The 20413-nt window shown below is 42.2% G+C and carries 9 protein-coding genes; 5 read left to right on the forward strand and 4 right to left on the reverse strand.

The genetic code is table 11. From position 1 onward, the window contains the following. Positions 1-166 precede the first annotated feature (166 nt). Entirely contained in the window at positions 167-1657 is a 1491-nt protein-coding gene (locus tag G327_RS0110870; protein WP_019614805.1) for an alpha/beta hydrolase, read from the forward strand. Between the two features lie 83 nt (positions 1658-1740). Here the strand turns inward: G327_RS0110870 and G327_RS24470 are convergent, their stop codons facing one another. From G327_RS24470 to cra, 3 genes are all read right to left on the reverse strand, one after another. Continuing rightward, positions 1741-2487 (reverse strand): metallophosphoesterase, encoded by a 747-nt coding sequence (locus tag G327_RS24470; protein ID WP_019614806.1) that lies wholly within the window; start codon positions 2485-2487, stop codon positions 1741-1743. 50 nt (positions 2488-2537) lie between these two features. Continuing rightward, complete coding sequence (speG, locus tag G327_RS0110880) at positions 2538-3056, reverse strand: spermidine N1-acetyltransferase (protein WP_019614807.1); 519 nt, start codon at positions 3054-3056, stop codon at positions 2538-2540. Between the two features lie 212 nt (positions 3057-3268). Then, positions 3269-4252: a catabolite repressor/activator gene (gene cra / locus G327_RS0110885; RefSeq protein ID WP_019614808.1), complete on the reverse strand. Its 984-nt coding sequence runs from the start codon at positions 4250-4252 to the stop codon at positions 3269-3271. A gap of 301 nt (positions 4253-4553) precedes the next feature. Between cra and fruB the strand changes: the two genes are divergently transcribed. From fruB to fruA, 3 genes are read left to right on the forward strand one after another with little or no spacing between them, the layout of a single operon-like run. Continuing rightward, complete coding sequence (fruB, locus tag G327_RS0110890) at positions 4554-5675, forward strand: fused PTS fructose transporter subunit IIA/HPr protein (RefSeq protein ID WP_019614809.1); 1122 nt, start codon at positions 4554-4556, stop codon at positions 5673-5675. Then, positions 5672-6631, forward strand: coding sequence for a 1-phosphofructokinase (gene pfkB / locus G327_RS0110895; protein WP_019614810.1), 960 nt, complete (start codon positions 5672-5674; stop codon positions 6629-6631). The genes fruB and pfkB overlap by 4 nt, the downstream gene beginning before the upstream one ends. Next, complete coding sequence (gene fruA, locus G327_RS0110900) at positions 6628-8364, forward strand: PTS fructose transporter subunit IIBC (protein WP_019614811.1); 1737 nt, start codon at positions 6628-6630, stop codon at positions 8362-8364. Before pfkB ends, fruA begins: the two co-directional genes overlap by 4 nt. A 148-nt stretch (positions 8365-8512) precedes the next feature. Here the strand turns inward: fruA and pulA (G327_RS0110905) are convergent, their stop codons facing one another. Further along, positions 8513-12553 carry a pullulanase-type alpha-1,6-glucosidase gene (gene pulA / locus G327_RS0110905; protein WP_019614812.1) on the reverse strand — a complete coding sequence of 1347 codons (4041 nt, stop codon included), beginning with the start codon at positions 12551-12553 and terminating at the stop codon, positions 8513-8515. Between the two features lie 1356 nt (positions 12554-13909). Here pulA (G327_RS0110905) and pulA (G327_RS26030) point away from each other — a divergent pair. Further along, a complete protein-coding gene (gene pulA, locus G327_RS26030) occupies positions 13910-20107 on the forward strand; it encodes a pullulanase-type alpha-1,6-glucosidase (protein ID WP_051090307.1) in 6198 nt (2065 codons plus the stop codon). The last annotated feature ends 306 nt before the right edge of the window (positions 20108-20413 follow it).

Consider the following 20413-nt stretch of genomic DNA (forward strand, 5'->3'; position numbering starts at 1 on the left):
AATTGAGATTAAACACATAGTTAACAAGTTTTTGTGCTTAACACGATAAATATCTTTCTAACAGACAAAACGCTTAGTAATATCAACAAATAACCAATAAAAAATACAATTCTAATTTGTAACCTTATAATCAACATCTGTTAAATAACCAATAAATGGAATTAATATGCACCGTTCAATTATAGCAGCTGTACTGACAGCCCTGCTTGTTGGCTGCAACAGCAGTGACAGCAATACAGATACTTTTTCAAAAACAGGTATAGAGCCAAACACGCCGGTAAACCGAAGCTGCCCGGCAAATATGCAGTGCGGATTATTACCCGTCCCAAAAAGCTACGCCAATGATAACGGTGAAAAGGTTGATATCTTTTACGCTGTACACAAGGCTATAGATGCAGACAAACGTATCGGCATCTTGCTGCTAAACTTTGGTGGTCCCGGCGGTGAAGCAGTTTGGGGGGCATCTAATATGGTAGATTACTATTTACCACAGGAAATTTTAGAGCGTTTTGATATTGTAGGCTTAGACCCAAGAGGAACAGGGGGAAGCGCCTTTGCTCCAGAACTAACTGATTGTGCTGTTGCGCAAAATAACGGCAGTGGTAATTGTGATTCAACTTATGCTCAAATCGCGCCTTATCTAGGCAGTAATACCATAGTTAAAGATATCGATCAGCTGCGCATTTTTCTCGGCGAAGACAAACTTAACTTTTTAGGTTATTCCTACGGAACACGACTGGGCTCATTGTACGCAAACACATTCCCGCAGAAGGTGCGCGCTTTAGTCCTAGACTCTCCTATGCCGCCAGCGACAGGAAATTATACGGATCTGCGCTTAGGCAATACTGTCGGGCATGATCTGGTCGCCAATTATCGATTAGAGTTCAATGCGGCAAGAAAATACCAATATGAAAATATTATTTCGTCAGTGATATACAACGACTACTACTTCGCATCAGACGGAGAAAGCCTTTACCCAGGCGATGCACAGACACTGTTAAGTGCAACCATTAGTCGAGAGCACACGGGTGACTGGAAGGAGATTAAAGATGGTTTATTCACCCTGCTTGATGAAGATACAGCATCACAATTAAGAACAGATCTTTATTACGTGTCAAGCTCATCAGAAACAACAAATGCTCAACTGCGCTCAAGTGCATTATTTAAAGCTGTTGTCTGTACTGATGAATCTAACGCCCTTTCAGCTTCAGATGTAGCAGCCAGACAATACTCTTTTGAAAACGCATCGGCACTATATGGGCTAATTAACTTTTATATCACGGACATGTGCGCAGACTGGCCTATACAACGGGACCCTATTGCAATGATTGAAAACATGGAACAAAGATTAGCCGGTCAGCAGATTCTAGTTATCGGCGGTAAATACGACCCCGCAACTCCTTACCATTGGGCTGAAGAAATGGTCAGCAGTTTCGGTAACTTAGGATCATTAATTACAGTTGATAAACTGGTTAACCATGGATTCAGTTTTAATGATATGAATTGTATCGATCAGAAAACAACGCAGTACCTGTTAGATCCGGCAACGAAGGTTGAGAGTCTCACCTGCGCGAACACACAGCAGGTCAAAACATCATTCAGTGCAAAGTCTAAACCTGCACATCCAACTCAAAAGGCACTTACAGGCACCTATTAATCAAACGGAAACAACAAGGGCCCTAGCTTTTAAAACAAAAGCCGGAGCCCTATTTATTCCGATAGATAAAAATATACTGGTTATTAAATATCAATTTTAGACAGTTCAAAATGCTGCTCAGCTACGGCATAAACATCAATATGTTTTTTTTGAAACTCACAGATAGTTAGATGAGGGGTAGGTCTTTTTTCGTTAGGCAGATGGCCGCAGCCGCTGTCAATAAACAGCAGCTGCTTTTCTAATCGCGCTTTACTTATCGGGGTATGACCGGAAACAATAAAATCAATACCTGCTGTTGAATGAGTATGACCGTTTCGTAGATAATCCCTGCTCCACAGTAATTTAAACAGATTATCTTTATTTACATCATCTGCATGCATCGGCCACTTATCTAACGGATACTGGGCATGTACAACCCCCACTTTTCCACCAGCAGTATCTACGCTTAAAGTAAGGCAGAAATTTTTTGCAATAATATTTTTAGCCAGCAGTTTTTCCTGCACAGCAAGGTTTTCCCACCAGCCACCGCCGTTCTCATACCAGGAAAACTTTTTATACATATTGTTATCGTCAATTTCCCTTAAAAACTGTTCGTGATTACCAATAACAGGGATAAACCAGTTTTTATTTGCAAGCAGAAGGCAGTAAAAAGAATCCTCACCACGGTCAATAACATCTCCAACAGAAAATAAGCGATCCACGCTAAAATCAAAATTGATCTGCTCCAGAGCCAGCATCAGCAGACTATGTTTTCCATGAATATCACCGACAAAAAAGTCCCGTCCATTACGGTTAGCTTCATAATAATTATGAGCAGCTAAAGAATTCAAAATAAGTACCTCATGTAAGAAAAACTAGATAAAACAGGCTGACGGTCAGATTATTCGGCGGATAAATACTGTTCCTGGAGCTGATACATACGTATTGCATCACAGTATTTTCCATTGATGAAAAACTCTTCAACTAAGCGCCCTTCTTCTATGAAACCAGATTTTAAGTAAAGGTGAATAGCCTTACTGTTATCTTCGGAAACCAGCAGGTAAACTTTATGCAGATTGAGAATGGTAAAAGCATAATCCAGCGCTTTATGAATAAGCGCCTGCGCATAATTTTGACCTTGAAAATCAGGGGCAATAATTATCTGAAATTCAGCATTACTATGAATGTAATCAATTTCGATTAATTCAACCAGACCGATAGATTCGTCGTTCTTATTAGTGCCGATAAATCGTCGTTCAGTATTATCGTGAATATGCCTGATATACAGATCTTCAAGTTCACCAAATGATTCATAGGGCTCTTCAAACCAGTAAGACATTATATTGCGGTTATTATCCAGCAGATGTACGAAACGTAAATCTTCTTTTTCTAATGCCCTTAACTTAACCTTATGGTTCATACGGTTTCTTATACGAAATAAAATAATAACTGTAAGTTTAAAATTGCTGATTAGCTTTAACAAGTTAGCTCGGTCAAATTATTCAACAAAACTTAGATTTTTTTTTGATTTTAGAGTGAAATTTATAAAGTTAAACAATACAGACTCAATAAAAAGGCAGGTTTTTACACAAGAAGCCCCCCTTAATAGGGAGGGGAACCTCTTCGGTTTGATTATCTTTTGATCAGTTTTCTAGGCACGACTTCTATACCCGGCTGATGCTGTCCGTCTGCCGCCGCTAATGCCAGCTGCAGCGCTTTTTCTGCAATCACTTCATACTGCTGCGGCAGCGACTGAATTTTAATCGGCAAAAAATCTAACAGGCGGTTATCACCAAAAGTCGCTAATGCGGTCTTTTTTAATAATGCCGGGTGCGCCAGCAGACAATCTAAAACGCCTTCAAATAAAGTATAAGAAGTAATTAAAATCGCATCAGGAAAACAGTCCTGATCCAGCCACTGCTGGGCTAAATCCTGGCCCTGCTGAATACTAAAGTGATCACCATACGCGTATTTAACATCAAGCGGTCTGCTATGTTCCGCAACCGCGGCTTTAAAGCCCTGCTCACGCTCTTTCGACACCCCTAAAGCTGGTACCGCACCAATCAAACCTATGCTGCCTACTTCTTTTTCCAGTAGAGAACGGCTTAAATCTAAGGCACCTTCCAAATCTTCACTGATTACATTCGCAAAAGTTTCATCATCCAGACTTCGATCTATTGCCACTACCGGCACACCTTTCGCCTGAATATTGCGATAAAAAGTCGTATCCGCAGGTAACGCACTGGCGACTAAAAGCACATCGATACGTCGGCTTACCAGACTGGCGGCAACACTTTTTTCTGTTTCAGGCTGATCATCCGAACAGGAAATAATTAATTGAAAACCGGCTTTTCTTGCATCCCGCTCCAATAATTTAGCTAACTTTGCATAACTGGAGTTTTCTAAATCCGGAATAATCAGACCAAATGTCCGGCTGTTACCGGCTCTTAAGGAGCTGGCGGCATAATTTGGTTTGTAGTTGTACTCTTCCACTACCGCCATCACCTTCAGACAGGTTTTTTCACTGATTCTATATTTCTCTGCTTTACCATTGATCACATAACTTGCAGTCGTACGAGAGACACCCGCTAATTTGGCAATTTCTTCTAATTTCATGACTACCCCGCATTAAGCCTGCGAATAATTGCGATAAGCATCACAATTTTTGCGGCAGACAAATAATAAGTGCTTAAAAAGTGATTGCAATTGTAGCTGAAACGGTTCAGCATAACAACTGAATCGTTTCAGCAAGAAGGCTTAATCAAGAATCAGGCACTCCACTGCAGAATAATTCGAGACAAAGAATCCCTTAAACCGGGTAATAAGACTCAAATTTAGCTCTCTGAGTATTTTAAAAGCGCTTGTTTAATCGTTTGGGTTAAACAGACAACAAGACAACAGAAGTAAGGTGGTCAGCATGTTATCAATTAACAGCAGTGATATTGTTCTTTCACAAGCAGCAGAAAATAAACAACAGGCAATACAGTCGATTGCTAACAGCCTAGTCGAAAAGACCTATGTGGAAGCAGCTTATCTGGACGGCATGCTGGCGCGCGAAGCGCAAAACTCTACTTTTTTAGGTAACGGTATTGCTATTCCCCACGGCACCACAGAAACACGTGACAAAGTAAAACAAACCGGTGTTATTGTGCACCACTTCCCGCAGGGCGTGGACTGGGGTAACGATAATACCGTTTATCTGGCTATCGGTATCGCCGCTCAGTCGGATCAACATTTAGCCATTTTAAAGCAGCTGACTAAAGTTCTTTCTGCCGAAGGCATCGAACAACAGCTGAAAGAAGCATCAACAGCACAAGGCATCGTCTCTTTACTCAATGGTGAAATGCAGAGTGAAACTTTGTTTAATGCGGACTTAATACAACTTAACTTTCCTGCCTCAGATCTGCTCCAGCTGACTGCAGTAGCAGCCGGTTTAATTAAAAACCAGGGCGCAGTACAAAGCAGCTTTATTGCCGATGTCATTGCCAAACAAGCATCTTATCTAGGACAGGGGCTGTGGTTAAACAGCAGCAGTACAGGTATCAGCAAAACAGCCGTTTCATTTGTCAGCGCTTCCGAGTCTTTTCAGCTTCAAGGTAAACCGGTACAGGGCCTGCTGTGTATTGCCAGTAACAGCCAGCTGCACTTGAAAAACCTGAATATATTAATCGATCTTATCCATAAACAGCAGATTGAACAGTTATTTGATGCCTCCGAAGAACAGGTAATAACTTTGCTGACTCAGGAAAAGCTTGAAGGTTCTCAGCAGATATTCACCATTAAAAACCCGCACGGTCTGCATGCCCGCCCCGGCGCGATGCTGGTTCATGTCGCGAAGAAATTTAAAGCCAAAATTCAAATGACCAACCTTAACGGCACGGGCAAATCAGCCAACGCCAAGAGTCTGATGAAAGTAATGACTCAGGGGGTACAGTTCGGTCATCAACTGCAGTTTGTTGCACAGGGTGAAGATGCCGAAGAAGCGCTGCACGCTATCGGTCAGGCAATCAATGAAGGTTTAGGCGAGGCAATAGCATGAGTCATCCATTAAAAGTCGTCACTGTCACCTTAAATCCGGCCCTGGATCTGACCGGCTCCTTAAATGAGCTGGTAAAAGGAACGGTTAATTTACTTGATTCGGGCAGCCTGCATCCGGCAGGTAAAGGCATCAATGTTGCTAAAGTGCTTTCTGAACTCGGCGCTCAAGTAACCGCAACTGGTTTACTTGGTGCAGATAACCAGGAACCTTTTGTACAGCTGTTTGAATCATTAAATATTAATGATCAATTTGTACGCGCCGCAGGTGCAACACGGATTAATGTAAAAATAGTAGAAAATTCAGGGCAGGTCAGCGACCTGAACTTTCCGGGAATTACCGTTACCGAGCAGCAGCTGCAGCAGTTTGAAAATACGTTATTAGAACTGGCGCAGTCCCATGAGATTTTTGTTATTGCCGGCAGTCTGCCTCAAGGCCTTACTCCGGAACGCTGTGCAAAGTGGATAAAGCAACTTCAGGCAGCCGGTAAAAAAGTATTTTTTGACAGCAGCAACGGAGCGTTAGTCGCAGGTGTTCAAGCAGGTCCATATCTGATTAAACCTAATGATGAAGAGCTTAGCGTATTAACGGCTGAAACACTGAGCAGCAGTAACGATATCCAAAAAGCGGCCGAAAAACTGCAGCACCAGGGCTGTGAAAATGTAGTAATTTCACTGGGTGAAAAAGGCGTATTGTGGATTGATCAAAACGGCTGGATAAAATCCCAGCCGCCGAAAATGACCGTAGTCAGCACCGTTGGTGCCGGGGATACCTTAGTCGCAGGCCTTTGCTGGGGAGAACTAAAGCAATGGCAAAAGCCTCAAACATTAAGTTTTGCAACCGCATTAGCGGCTCTCGCCGTTAGCCAGATTGGTGTCGGTGCTGCAGATATAAATCAAGTATTAACAGTACAAGAAAATGTACAGATAGAACAATCAATGGAGAGGATAGAAAAATGAAATTAGCTATCGTAACAGCCTGCCCAAGTGGTGTCGCTAACAGCATTATCGCAGCCGGTTTATTGGAAAAAGCAGCCTCAGAATTAAACTGGGAAGCGCAGATTGAATGTCAGTCAAGTGTTATACCGGCACAGCCTCTGACAAAGCAGCAGATAGAAAACGCTGACTGCATTATTATCGCCAGTAATACCGAGATTGATAACAGCCGCTTTAAAGGGAAAAAAGTATATCAGTCAGATATCTCGGAGTGCCTGCTGGATGCTAAAAAGTATCTGCACAATGCCGCTGATAATGCTTCTATCTTAACTCAGGTAACACAGCTGAGCAGCACGGCATCTACAACCACGGGAAGCAAAAAAATCGTCGCTATCACAGCCTGCCCGACAGGGGTAGCACATACCTTTATGGCGGCAGCCGCTCTGGAAGATAAAGGAAAAGAGCTGGGTTATCAGGTAAAAGTTGAAACCCGCGGTTCAGTAGGTGCAAAAAATCAGCTGACAGCAGAAGACATAAAAGATGCAGATGTAGTTATTATCGCCGCTGATATCGAAGTTGATTTAGCCCGCTTTGACGGTAAAAAACTGTATAAAACCAGCACAGGTTCAGCACTTAAAAAAACAGAGCAGGAGATCAATAAAGCATTTTCTGAAGCACCGATTTATCAGCACACTGCTAATGCGGCAGGCAGCAGTAACGATAACCAGGAACAAGGTTCAGCAGTCTATAAACACCTGATGACCGGTGTTTCACACATGCTGCCGTTAGTCGTTGCAGGCGGTTTGTTAATTGCGCTGTCTTTTGTTTTTGGTATCGAAGCCTTTAAAGAAGAAGGCACACTGGCGGCCGCATTAATGAATATCGGCGGCGGATCCGCTTTTGCACTTATGGTACCGGTATTAGCCGGGTTTATTGCATTCTCGATTGCAGACAGACCGGGACTTGCGCCGGGTTTAATCGGCGGCATGTTAGCAAGTTCAACGGGTGCCGGTTTTCTTGGCGGTATCGCAGCCGGTTTTATAGCAGGTTATGCGGCTAAATTTATCGCCGATAAGGTGCAGCTTCCGGACTCAATGGAAGCCCTTAAACCTATTTTGATTATCCCTTTAGCTGCAAGTTTAGTTACCGGTTTAGTGATGATTTATGTTGTCGGTGGTCCGGTATCTGCGGTCATGGCAGGTCTGACTGATTTCCTCAGCAGCATGGGTTCAGCAAATGCGGTATTACTGGGTATTTTACTCGGTTCTATGATGTGTTTTGATTTAGGCGGTCCGGTTAATAAAACCGCATACACATTTGGTGTCGGTCTATTAGCTTCCAGCTCTTACCTGCCGATGGCGGCCATTATGGCGGCCGGCATGGTACCTGCTTTAGGTATGGGTCTAGCAACATTTTTAGCTAAATCTAAATTTATCAGCAGTGAAGCAGAAGCGGGTAAAGCATCATTTGTATTAGGCCTGTGCTTTATCTCAGAAGGTGCTATTCCTTTTGCAGCTAAAGATCCGATGCGCGTAATCCCCTGCTGTATCGCCGGCGGTGCATTAACAGGTGGTCTGTCTATGTTCTTTGGTGCGCAGCTGATGGCTCCGCATGGCGGCTTGTTCGTTTTATTAATTCCAGGCGCTATTACCCCTGCTCTTATGTATCTGCTGGCCATTGCAGCGGGAACGGCAGTCACCGGTTTCAGTTATGCATTCCTTAAAAAAAGTGAAGCAAAACAGCTGGCGGCGGCTTAATTAAAATTTAATACCACTAATAATGAAAGGAGGCTGAACAGCCTCCTTTTTTATTGGAATAATCATTTTCCTGCACATAACAAAAAGCCGGGTTAAACAACACCCGGCTTTTAATCTGCATAATTAAATTAACAACAAGACATAATGATTACTGAGTACACTCTTGAACTAATAATGTACCTGCTGCTGCATCTTCATTTACAGTAAGCAGGAAGCTCCAGTTACCGTCAGGAAGTGCTGCAGTGTTATTACCTGCACCACCTGCACCAACTACAACAGGATATTCAACATCAGGAGTAACTGCAGTACCGTCTGCAAGAACAAAGTTATTATCCCAGTTATCACCGGCAAGTTTAAACTCTACATCACCAGAAAATGCAAAATTAGCCTGGTATGTATTGTTGCCTTTATAAGTCAGTTGATATTCAGGAGCTATTCCCCATTCTGATTGACTACCTTTAACGTAAATATCAAAAGCAAGTGGTCCAGTTTCACTGCTGTCTGAAAGTACGCTGCAGCTAGCAACTTCTTCAGCTGTTACCGAAAGTGTTGGTGCATCTGTATTACTTGCATCAAAGATAAAGGTTACAACTGACTTAGCAGTCAATGTTAGTGAAATATTATCACCACCAGCGACTAACGGCAGAGCTTCACCCAGTGCTAAAGTCCCCTCTGTACCATAGTTAATATCACTCCACTCTGCATCAGCTACTTTGAAACTATAATCACCTGCATCCAGTGTTTTGATGATCTGGTATCTACCGTTTGCAGTAAAGTCCATTTCATCAGTTGGATCCCAAGTAGTCACACCACGCAGGAATACTTCGGTATTACCAAACGGCGGCATTTGAGTCAGATCTTTATTACTTTGGTTTACAGGCCAGCCGGCACCACGAGTACTTGCCTGCGGTAATACAAATACAGCAGTAGTGAATGGAGAGACAGTAACAACATTACCATCAGCGACTGTTGCAGTGAAAGTCTTGTTGTATTCAGCAGAGCCAGCTAAAGCCGGATGCAGCGCCCAAGTCCCTGCACCAAGTGTCACTGTTTTAGCTTCTGGTGAACCGTTGAAAACGGTAACAATTGCATCATTATTACTATCCAGGTCTGCACCTGCACTTACACCATCATCAATTGACATTACAATCAAGTGCAGCTGCTGATCATCACCAACACTGCGGAAGTCAATTCGATTCATTATTTCCTTAGCATCACCAAGACTGAACAGTTTGCTGCTGCTGCGAACTTTCAGGAAGTCCAGTGCAAGTGCTTTTGCTGTTGCAATATCAGCAACTTGAGGCGAAGCAGTTTCATCAGTTATGATTTCACCAATCAACGGCCAGTTATCAACATCACGATTTCTTAGCGGTAAACCAACATTCCACTGAGTAGTTTCTCCCGTAAAGTCAACGCGGTTATACCAGTCACCTGAGTCGTAGCTGTCACGAGACATCGACTTAGAACGAAGTAGTTCAACTCCCATATGAATAAATGGAACACTTTGGCTAAGCAGCGGCATGCTCAGACCTAAAACATGCATTCTAAAACGATCTTCTGTTGATGTTCCATTTGCAATTTTATACTGGTTAAAATCCCAGAATGTCTGGTTATCATGCTTAGATATATAGCTGACAGTTTCATATGGATGGTTAACATAACCAGAAGGAGACTGACCATAAAGTACATCTTGGCCACGGCGCGTATCACCTTCATTATTAACCAGTACAAAATCACGCAAGCCGCCCGCAAGCTCTACACGGATCTGATCACTGCGCAACTGCAGTTCTGCTAATGTCGTGTCAGATTGTGGGAAATCTTCGTTTTGGCTGGTATGTAAGCCGCTTGCCCATCCCTGTGCTGAACGATGGTTTTCTGTATTGTAACGACCGCCACGAACGGCATCACGCAGACGATCAGAGAATGAGCCAATGCCTGTTCCTGCAAGGTTTTCTTGACTAGCCTGAACAAAGCGGGCGTCATTTGCTACTTCACCGAAGTTCCAGCCTTCACCGTAAAAATAGTTATCTTCATCAACAGCAAGCACTGCTTTTAAAGAATCCTGCATTGCGGCCAACGGCTGATGCCCCATCAGATCGAAACGGAAAGAGTCAATTTTATACTTATCAGCCCAAACAACCAGAGTATCAGTCATTAGCTTAGCCATCATAGTATGTTCAGTTGCCGTATTATCACAACAAGTAGACTGTTCAACACTGCCGCTTTCTGCGTTACGACGGTGGTAATAGCCTGGAACTAAACGATCTAGTATAGAGCGTTCACTTAAACCCGAAGCATTGGTGTGGTTGTAAACTACATCCATAGTGACACGCAAACCAAGATTATGCAGTGCCTCTACCATTTGACGGAACTCTTTAATACGACCCAAGCCGTCAGGGTTTGATGCATAGCTCCCCTCTGGTGCCCCATAATGAAGCGGATCATAACCCCAGTTGAAGCTGTCATGCATCGCCATATCGGTCACAATCTGCTCAGCACAATCTGTTTCAGAATCACAAGCGGCTAAAACATCTTTAATAAGCGCGGCAGAATCAGCAGTTGCACAGATACGCGCAGCAGAATTCAATTCACAAAGCTTGCTTACAGGGTCAAGAATATCAACACGCATTGCAGGATCTTCATTAACCGTTGCGATATCGAATGCAGGCATCAGATGGAAGTGTGTTAATCCAGCTTCAGTCAGCTCTTTTATATGCTTCATCGGCACAGAATCAGTCTCAGTGAATGCAAGGTATTTACCTCTATTTTCATCCGATGTAGACTCATCAAGCGCACTAAAGTCACGAATATGTGATTCATAAATAACGATATTTTCTGATGTCGGAATATTTTCAATATGCGCTGCCCAACCATCAGGCGTTACTTCTGCAGCATCAAAATCAACAACTTGTGAGTACTTACTATTAGTCGACAAGCTCCATGAATAAGGATCTGTTACTTGATAGTTTTCTAGCTGGTCACTCACATGGTGATAAACTGATACTTCATAGCGGTAGAAGGTTCCCGCCGGGGCATCATTATCAACACTCCAAATACCAGTAGCAGCATCTTCAACCATTTGTACAGGAGAGTTTTCAAGTTCAGTCTTATCAGCATTGAACAGGTGTAGTTTTACATCAGTCGCGGTAGGAGCCCATAGTTTAAACGCGCTGCCTGTTGCACCTAAAACTGCTTCATCAGCGTCATTATCACCCGCTGTATATAAAGCGTCTAATACACCTGGTGTCTGCACTAAAGTCGCGCTGACAACATCACCATCGGCATTTTTAGCAACGGCAACCAGCTGCTGCTTCAATAATGTTTTTACATCCGCGTCATCAGGCAGTGCCCACGGAGTCAAACTAGAAATATGCGGGAACTTAGCTGCTGCGCTCTCTGTCAAAGCACCAGAGGTCAAAGCAATTTCTGTTGCACCCGTGATAACGCCCTCTTCTGACAGTTCAAAATTTGCCTCAGCAGAGTGATAAAGGCTGACAGTTTGAGCAACGTCACCAGCACTCCAAAGCAGAGTACTTTCATCAACCCAATGCGCTGCAAAGCCGCTCACTTCAATTGCACTCATAATATCCAGTGCAGCCACACGTGAATCATATATGGTTGAAGAGTTGCGGATCATCGTTACAGTACGATCGGTAAATTCAGCAAAATTCAATCGAATATCAGCACCAGATATATTCTGAATGGAATCATCAACAGTTTGACGTACGATAAAGTTAACACAACCTTCATCAGATGCTAGATCGAGCACCCAATATGGACCGTTTGCATCTTCTCCATCAGGAATGCGACTTACGTTACCCCAGTCTCTTCCTAGCTCAGATGCCGCCAATGCGCTGCAGTTTTCATTATTCCAAAGATGCAGAGAGTACGCCTGATACTGGCTGTCATCTGCAATTGAACGAGCGCTAGCCTGCTGAGTGGGATCAAGAAGATAAACAACCGCCTGCTTAGCACCAGCAGTGAACGGTTCTTCACCATCTGGAGTAGGCTCTGGAGTCGGCTCTGGAGTCGGTTCCGGAGTAGGTACTGGAGTTGGAGTTGGTGTCGGCACCACTACATCGTTTGATGACGAACCATCACACCCAGACAGAGTAAGGGAAGCAACGATTGCCATTGCACAGATTCGAGGCATTGTTGCTAACGCCAGTTTATTGAGTTTATTTTGCATTTAAGTAACTTCCTGTATTTTGATATTTTAAAAATCAGTCTTACCTTATTCACAACCAGCTAATGTTGCGCCGAAAAATCATATTGGATTGTCATAAATTAATAGTTGATCCAACCGAAAATTTTCAGAATAGAAACCTGCAAAAATACATTTTTTGTGAGCTGTATCGCCACAAAAATGCTTCTTTGCGGCTAAAGCAAAAAAATACACTTTGTTACAAAAATCATTCAAAAATCCAATGTAAACGTAAACACACAGAAAAATAAACCTTTAAATCAACGCTATACAGAACATCTCGAATTGACAAATATTTTTTAAAACATTTTTTCTATATAAAAAAAAGCTCTTCACAGAACAAAGCCCGCGTTTTAAGGCTTCAATTTTAATGGAAGCGTTACCACTCTGTTTTTGTTATTTTAAAGAGTGACAAAAGTCTGGCGACTGCATCCATAAACGTCTTGTAATTGTAAAGAACAGAGGATGATTACTCTCTATTCTAGAGCCATAAATCATGGCTAAAACAGATAGAGACTTTGACAAAACATTTACTAAACAACTTCATTTTTTCTTATATTTATCCTCAAAATTCTTTTTAAATAAATAAATAAACAAAATAAAGTTTAACATCAAACCAAATTGGTTTGCACTTTTGAAGTCGTACTGCAATTACCAGTACAAATTTTGTTCAGATTAAATTAAAGAGAAGATTAAATTGATCTAGATAATAAACAGACAGGTTAATATATTTTGCGGCACGTATGGTTTGTATCTGGATAAAAGAGCCTAGTGTATGATTAAAAAAACACTCCGCAGCTTGGACTGCTCATAAAAAGCCTGTCAACTATTAACTGACTAGCATTTAGGGTAAACAGGCTCCTTTTTTATTACCACCCTGCTTTCACTTCTAAAGCCAGCACTTATAAACAGATCTATTAGAGCCTCTTTAATACTTAGCAGACTGATAAATCCAAAGCGCAGTTTCATAAAAACAGCCGATTCAAATAATTTGTAGATAGAAAATTTATTAAAAATACCAATTAAAAAGGAACGGCACCAACAGCCTAGAATTGTATACGTTTACATTGAGATCTCTGTAACCATTTAATTTAAAAGCTTTTAACTGTATACGTTTACCCCAAAAAAGTTCTAGAACGATCACAGTTACATTTTTCTGTTTCTATATAGTTTTGCCATATTTGCTAAACCTTCCAAGGTTTCCAAGGTTTCCAAGTTAATGCAGGAGCTTTTATCATTTCTCATCAATAGATATTGACGAACTGATAACTAATTTACTTAAACAAATCTTCAAACGGATTAGTGAACACTTACACCTCGCCTCGAATATAGGGAATTATAATGAACATCAAATACATGAAGTTACCATTGGCAGCCGCTGTTAGTTTAGCCCTGAGTGCCTGTAATGGTAGTGACAGCAGTGACCCAGTACCAACACCAGACCCAACACCAACACCAGTCCCAGCACCAGTCCCAACACCAGAAACAACTCCGTTAAACGGTAAAGTAATTGATGGTTATATTAGCGGTGCAACTGTCTTTTTAGATAAAAACCGTAACTCAGTATTAGATGACGGAGAACCATCCGCTCTTTCAGATGGAGAAGGTGCTTATAGCCTGCCGCTGACTGAAGCTGACATTCTCGCATTACCAACAAGCCCTATTGCTGTGCTTGTTGGTGCGGGTGCTAAAGATATCGACACTGGCGAAGAGTTTACTGAAGATAATAATCTGCTATTAACCACGCCTCCTATTTTAGACTTTGAGCCAGGACAAGCTGCGAATTTTTCCCAGGCTATCACCCCATTCACCACACAATTGTATAATGAAGTAAAAGATACTCTAGAATTAGTCGTTACAGGTGAATTAAGTGCAGGTGCATTAACATTGGCTGTAGACACAGCTAAATCAACGGTATTGAAGGATACCGCTGAGAAATTAGGAATTGAGACAGATAAACTCGAAGATCTGTTATTTACTGATTTCCTTGCTCCAGCAGGAGAGGCTAAATTAGAACTGGCCGAACTTGAAAAGATTGCTGACTTAGCGGTGAGTGAAACCGATAATCTACAGGAAAGCCAACAATTAGAAGATGAACTTGCAGGAGACCTAAAAGATAATCAGAAAGTAACTGCAAGCATTAATGAGTACTCTTTTATTGAATGGCATACAGGGAAAACTCTTCTTATTAAAGAGATCTCTACAAAAACAACAACAACTGCCGACAATGGCGATAAACTGATTGAACGGAAGGCAACAAAATACCGTCTCAATGCTGACGGCACGCTAATGCAGGTTGCAGGTGAACCATTAATTTATGAAATTGTCTCTGATACAACAAACGAAAAATCAGATGGTACTTTTGAAACAGTAGTTAAATATGAGATAGATAAAAATGGTGATAATAAGCGCCTATTTAAAGGCCAGTCTTACCGACGAGGCACCTGGACTGCAACAAGTAGAGAATTTACTGAATATTTTGATGAATCTGCGCCAAGTGTAGAACTACCGGAAGTAACATGGGATGGCGATCGCAGCTATCAAGGCAGTGATATTAAGACTGCTGTATTAGCAGAAGATTATACTGATATTGACTTTATCCAGCACAAAACTGAAAGTAAGGTAAACAAAGACGGTAAAACAATATCGACTTTAGTTTTCAGTCAGTTCACTCCTAAAGATGGAGCATACAATCTAGAACAAGCCAATTATGCTGAAACACGCATCGATACCCACAGCGCAACCGGTGTTTTACACGAAGTTAAAAAAGACTGGGATGCCGATGGGTCTATCAATGAGTACATTGCTGATGAAGTACTGACTGATGGTACGACGATCCAAACAACGACTAAACCTATCTGGCAAAATGCTCAGAAAAGCGACAATTGGCAAGAGTATGCTGATTACAACTTCACAGGAAAACCTTTAAGTAATTTCTGGTTAGAGCAGACCATCACCAACAAAAAAGTTGACGGCTTAGATGTTGTTATATCTCAAGGGGAGCGCTATCTACTCGATTCTTCCACAAACACAGCGAAACAAGACGGTGAGGGTAATAAAATCCAGTTTAGTACCTGGCTTAGTACTACAACTCAACGCACAACAGAATTAAGTGTTGAACAGGTAAAATGGACACATACTCATCAAGATGATTCCCTATTTAATTCCGCCGAAGAAAACTTTACTGTGGATGCTGATGATCTAGGGCAAAAAGTGGCCTATTCCGTGAAGTATGCCAATGATATCTGGCTGACTTGGGATTTCCCTGAGTGGGGAGGACAAAATGTCAGCAACTTGTTAAAAGTGGTTGATGCTCAGTTAGCAGAAAATGAAAATGATTATAGTGCAGTAGATATTCGCGCACTGATGGTAGACGGTTCAACAGAAACACCAGATCAAGATTGGCTCCTGCCAACATCAAGTTTCATTGAGGATGCTCAAGGTAACGTGCGCACCTGGTATATCGTAACCAATACTTTTGATGGTGAACTTAAGCTGCATGAGACAACACTGCCAAATCTTAATGCAGATTGGGAATTAATATTTATCCCGGGCGGGGCAATAACACATGTACCTGACGGCTTTAATTTTGAGAATTGGAACAACACAACTCAAAATGTAAACATGCCGCCAATTACAGAGGTGGACACTGAAAAAGGAAGCTTTAGTTTTGCACCAGGTTTCGGTTGGAATCCTGAATACCCTTTCCACATGTATCTTGATAAAAGTGAAGCCGAGGCTAAGCTTGCACAGTTAAGTACACCAGAAGACGGAACTGTTAAGGCGCAAGATAACCAGGCGGTTATCTATGCAATGACCGATGCGGAAAACCGTGCGGACTGGACTCTGCACGTATGGAATAATGATCAATGTGACGCATTAGACGGAGAGAATATTGACGGTTTTGCAGTTTGGGGCGAAGGCGTCAAAATGACTGGTGAGGATGAAAATGGTGTTTACTGGGTCTTACCGCTGCTAAGCCAGGAAGCTGATGACTGTGTAAACTTTATTGTTCGTGATGGTGAAGGTCAGTCTACAGATTTAAAACTTAAGTTTGCTGACATTGCCGATCGCCAGGCTTTTGTGTCCAGTGATTTCTCTACAATTCTAGACAGCGCTTCGGATACTCCGCCAGTTGCATTAGAAGGCTTAAAAGGTGCGTTAATTGATGCAGCAACTATTGCCTGGAATGTCGGTAACGCGGCTTCTTATGAAGCTCATTACCTGGTAGATGGTGGGTTTGAGATTAACGGCACAACGGGTGAAGTTGTTTCTACTTCTACTCAAGAGTTCGCTCTTACCAGCAAAGATATGCCTGAAGGCGTAGCTAAGCGTTATGAAAATTATAAAGCGTTTGCTTTTGAACTGCCAGACGGTGTCACGCTAGATACTTTACTTCAAGGTCAGCTGGTTGTTACAGCTAAAAATGCTGAAGGTAGAATCATTGATGCAACAGGCATGCAGTTAGCTCCTGGGTTAGATGCCGTTTACGCAACGGGTGAGACTGGTGCGCAAAATGAAACAATGGGTGCTGTAGTTAACGGCTCTGATGCAACATTTAACTTATGGGCGCCAACAGCTAAAAACGTTTCACTTTACCTTTATGATGCTGACTTAGCGCAGGTAGGTGATGCCGTTACTATGACGCGTAAAGAGAATGGTACTTGGGAAGCGATTGATGTTGCAGATGCGCTTGGTAAATATTACCGCTATGAAGTAAAGGTATACCATGCCGCACTGGATAGTGTTGAAACACTACAGGTTACTGACCCATACTCACTTAGCTTATCAACTAATAGTAAATACTCTCAAGTAGTTGACTTATCAATAGAAGCTAAGCCGGCAGGTTGGGATGAGCAGGTTATTCCAACAGTTAATAACCCGGAAGAGCAGGTTATCTATGAAACGCATCTGCGTGATCTGAGTTCTGCACCTGGTGACGGCGGCAGCGATGCACTTGATGGGAAATACACGGCAATTACAGAAACTGAACGTGAAAGTATTAAGCAGCTGGCTTCTCTGGCTGAAAATGGCTTGAACACCATTCACCTTCTGAACTTATTTGATATTGCTACAGTAAATGAAGATCCTGAAAAACGTGTAGAGTTAAGCGATACAGTTGCAAAACTTTGCGGCCTGAACACAGGTGCTGCCGTTTGTGATGATGGAGTTAACGATTCAACGATACGTGAAGTGCTTGAAAGTTATGACTCAGAATCAAGCGACGCACAAGCGTTAATGAATGATTTACGCATGTTTGACAGCTTTAACTGGGGTTATGACCCGTTCCATTACACAACACCTGAAGGCAGCTATGCAACTGATGCCGAAGGTACTGCGCGTATTGAAGAATACCGTACTCTAATTATGGAACTTCATAACATGGGTTACCGCGTAGTAATGGATGTGGTTTATAACCATACTAACTCTGCAGGTACAGATGACAAATCCGTACTAGATAAAATTGTCCCTGGATATTACCAGCGTTTAAATGCATCAGGCTCTGTAGAAAATTCAACTTGTTGTTCAAATACGGCAACAGAAAATGTCATGATGGGTAAATTAATGACAGATTCACTGGTGACCTGGGCACAAGAGTACAAGATTGATGGATTCCGTTTTGACTTAATGGGACATCAACCGAAGCAGTTAATGCTTGATTCACTTGCGGCAGTTAAAGTAGTCGATGCGGATACTTACTTCTACGGTGAAGGCTGGAACTTTGGTGAAGTACAAAATGATGCACTGTTTGTACAGGCAACTCAGGCTAATATGGCTGGTACTGAAATAGGTACTTACTCCGATCGTCTGCGTGATGCAGTGCGCGGCGGCGGTCCGTTTGACGGTGGTGATGCATTACGTGCAAACCAAGGTTTTGCTACTGCAGGTATCTGGAATGAGATGCAGGAAGATGAAGATGCATCCGTTGCTAAGCTAAGAAAAGACGGCGATATCATTCGTTTAGGTATGGCGGGTAACTTAGCCAAGTTTATATTACTGGATCAAGCTGGTAATACTAAACGTGGTCAAGATATCGATTACAACGGTCAGAATGCAGGTTACACAGTAGATCCGCAGGAGAATGTCTCTTACGTGTCTAAGCATGATAACCAGACATTATGGGATAACAACATGTACAAAGCGGCGACAGATGCAACTTCTGCACAACGCGCTCAAATGCAGATCCTTGCATTAAGTACTAACATGTTGGGTCAGGGTATTCCTTTCATCCATATGGGTTCTGAACTATTACGTTCTAAATCTATGCAGCGCGACAGCTACGATTCTGGTGACTGGTATAATATCGTTAACTACGATAAAACGAGTAATAACTGGAATGTTGGTCTACCTCGTGAAGATAAAGATGGTTCTAACTGGCCGTTAATCACTAAAATCATTGCTGATACAAACGCAGCCCCAACAGCGGAAGACATCGCCTGGACAGATGCTCGTTTTAAAGAGCTATTAAAAATTCGTACGAGTTCTCCACTGTTCAGTCTTACAACTGAAGCTGAAGTTAAGGCACGTGTTGACTTCCAAAACACCGGTACTGATTCAATTGCTGGTGTGATTGTAATGAGCATTGATGATGGTACTGGTGTTACTGATTTAGATCCTGCAGTTGATGCGATTGTTGCTGTGATTAATGCAACTAATGAAGATCAGGTTATCCCTGTGACAGATGCAGCTGGTTTTGCATTACATAGCGCGTTAGTTGATGGAACAGCAACTTTTGCCGATGGTAAATTTACCGTTCCGGCATTAACAACGGCAGTATTTGTTAAAGCTCAAGGTGATGCACAAGGTACTGGTCTAGCAGTTGATGATAGTACTAAAGACTTAAGCTCTATCCCTCCATTTGGTGATGATATTCCTCATATTCGTGGTGACATGAATAATTGGGGTGATGCTGATGCAATGAAATTCACTGCTGCTGGTGTTTACAGTATGACCATGACTCTAGAAGCTGGTACTTACGGCTTTAAAGTAGCAGATCCAACTTGGGGCGCGATTAATTACGGCGCTTCCGGTGCATTGGTATTGGGCGAAGTTCTAGCATTGGACGGCGGAGATAATATCTCGCTTACATTAGCTGCTGATTCAGTTGTAACTTTTAAGTTTGATGCAGGCGATAAAGACGCTGCAACACTTACTGTGACAGCTGAAGAAGTTAAAAGCTGTTCAGTACTAGAAGACAGTACGGAAACTGCACCATTAGAAACTGACCTTTATATTAAAGGTGAGCTAAATGGCTGGAGCGCTGTTCCTGAAAATCAGTTAACTTACAAAGGTGATAATATTTACCAAGTTGTATTAACTGATACTGTAGTTAAGTCTGCTTTTAAAATTGCGAATGCAGACTGGAGTGTTGAATATGCGGTTCATGCAGCTTTAAGCTCTGATATAGAATATACAACTGGTACAGGCGATGGTAATGATTCAGTAGATTTAGCACAGGGTGATTGGAGCTTTATGTTAACCCTTGACGCTGAAGATAACAGCAAAGCGACTCTGTTAATCCAGGAGTGCAGCCAGTAGTTGTTTACCTATAAGCAGAGGAACAGTTAGCCCTCTGCTTTAATTGCATTATAAATAAAAACCGGGATTTCCCGGTTTTTTTATGCCTGTAAAATAGAGCTGTTTCCCATACATTATTGATCAATTATCGAATAGGAAAGATCAACACGCCCTACCCAGAATTAAATTAATAGTGCATTTTTAACAGCAGTCAAATTCATGATAACGGGCAATGAATATTAAAAATACAAACAGCGCCGAATGAAGAAAAGTGCGACCTTATATCCTGCACTAGATTTTAAGCACCGTCTCCGTGAAGTTGGTAAC

It is taken from the genome of Psychromonas ossibalaenae ATCC BAA-1528 (assembly GCF_000381745.1).
In the GTDB taxonomy this organism is placed as follows: domain Bacteria; phylum Pseudomonadota; class Gammaproteobacteria; order Enterobacterales; family Psychromonadaceae; genus Psychromonas; species Psychromonas ossibalaenae.

Bases quoted from the DNA above. Each gene is read 5' to 3' on its own strand.
- G327_RS0110870 (WP_019614805.1), top strand. From the start codon at position 167: ATGCACCGTTCAATTATAGCAGCTGTACTGACAGCCCTGCTTGTTGGC.
- speG (WP_019614807.1), bottom strand. From the start codon at position 3,056: ATGAACCATAAGGTTAAGTTAAGGGCATTAGAAAAAGAAGATTTACGT.
- cra (WP_019614808.1), bottom strand. From the start codon at position 4,252: ATGAAATTAGAAGAAATTGCCAAATTAGCGGGTGTCTCTCGTACGACT.
- fruB (WP_019614809.1), top strand. From the start codon at position 4,554: ATGTTATCAATTAACAGCAGTGATATTGTTCTTTCACAAGCAGCAGAA.
- pfkB (WP_019614810.1), top strand. From the start codon at position 5,672: ATGAGTCATCCATTAAAAGTCGTCACTGTCACCTTAAATCCGGCCCTG.
- fruA (WP_019614811.1), top strand. From the start codon at position 6,628: ATGAAATTAGCTATCGTAACAGCCTGCCCAAGTGGTGTCGCTAACAGC.
- pulA (WP_019614812.1), bottom strand. From the start codon at position 12,553: ATGCAAAATAAACTCAATAAACTGGCGTTAGCAACAATGCCTCGAATC.
- pulA (WP_051090307.1), top strand. From the start codon at position 13,910: ATGAACATCAAATACATGAAGTTACCATTGGCAGCCGCTGTTAGTTTA.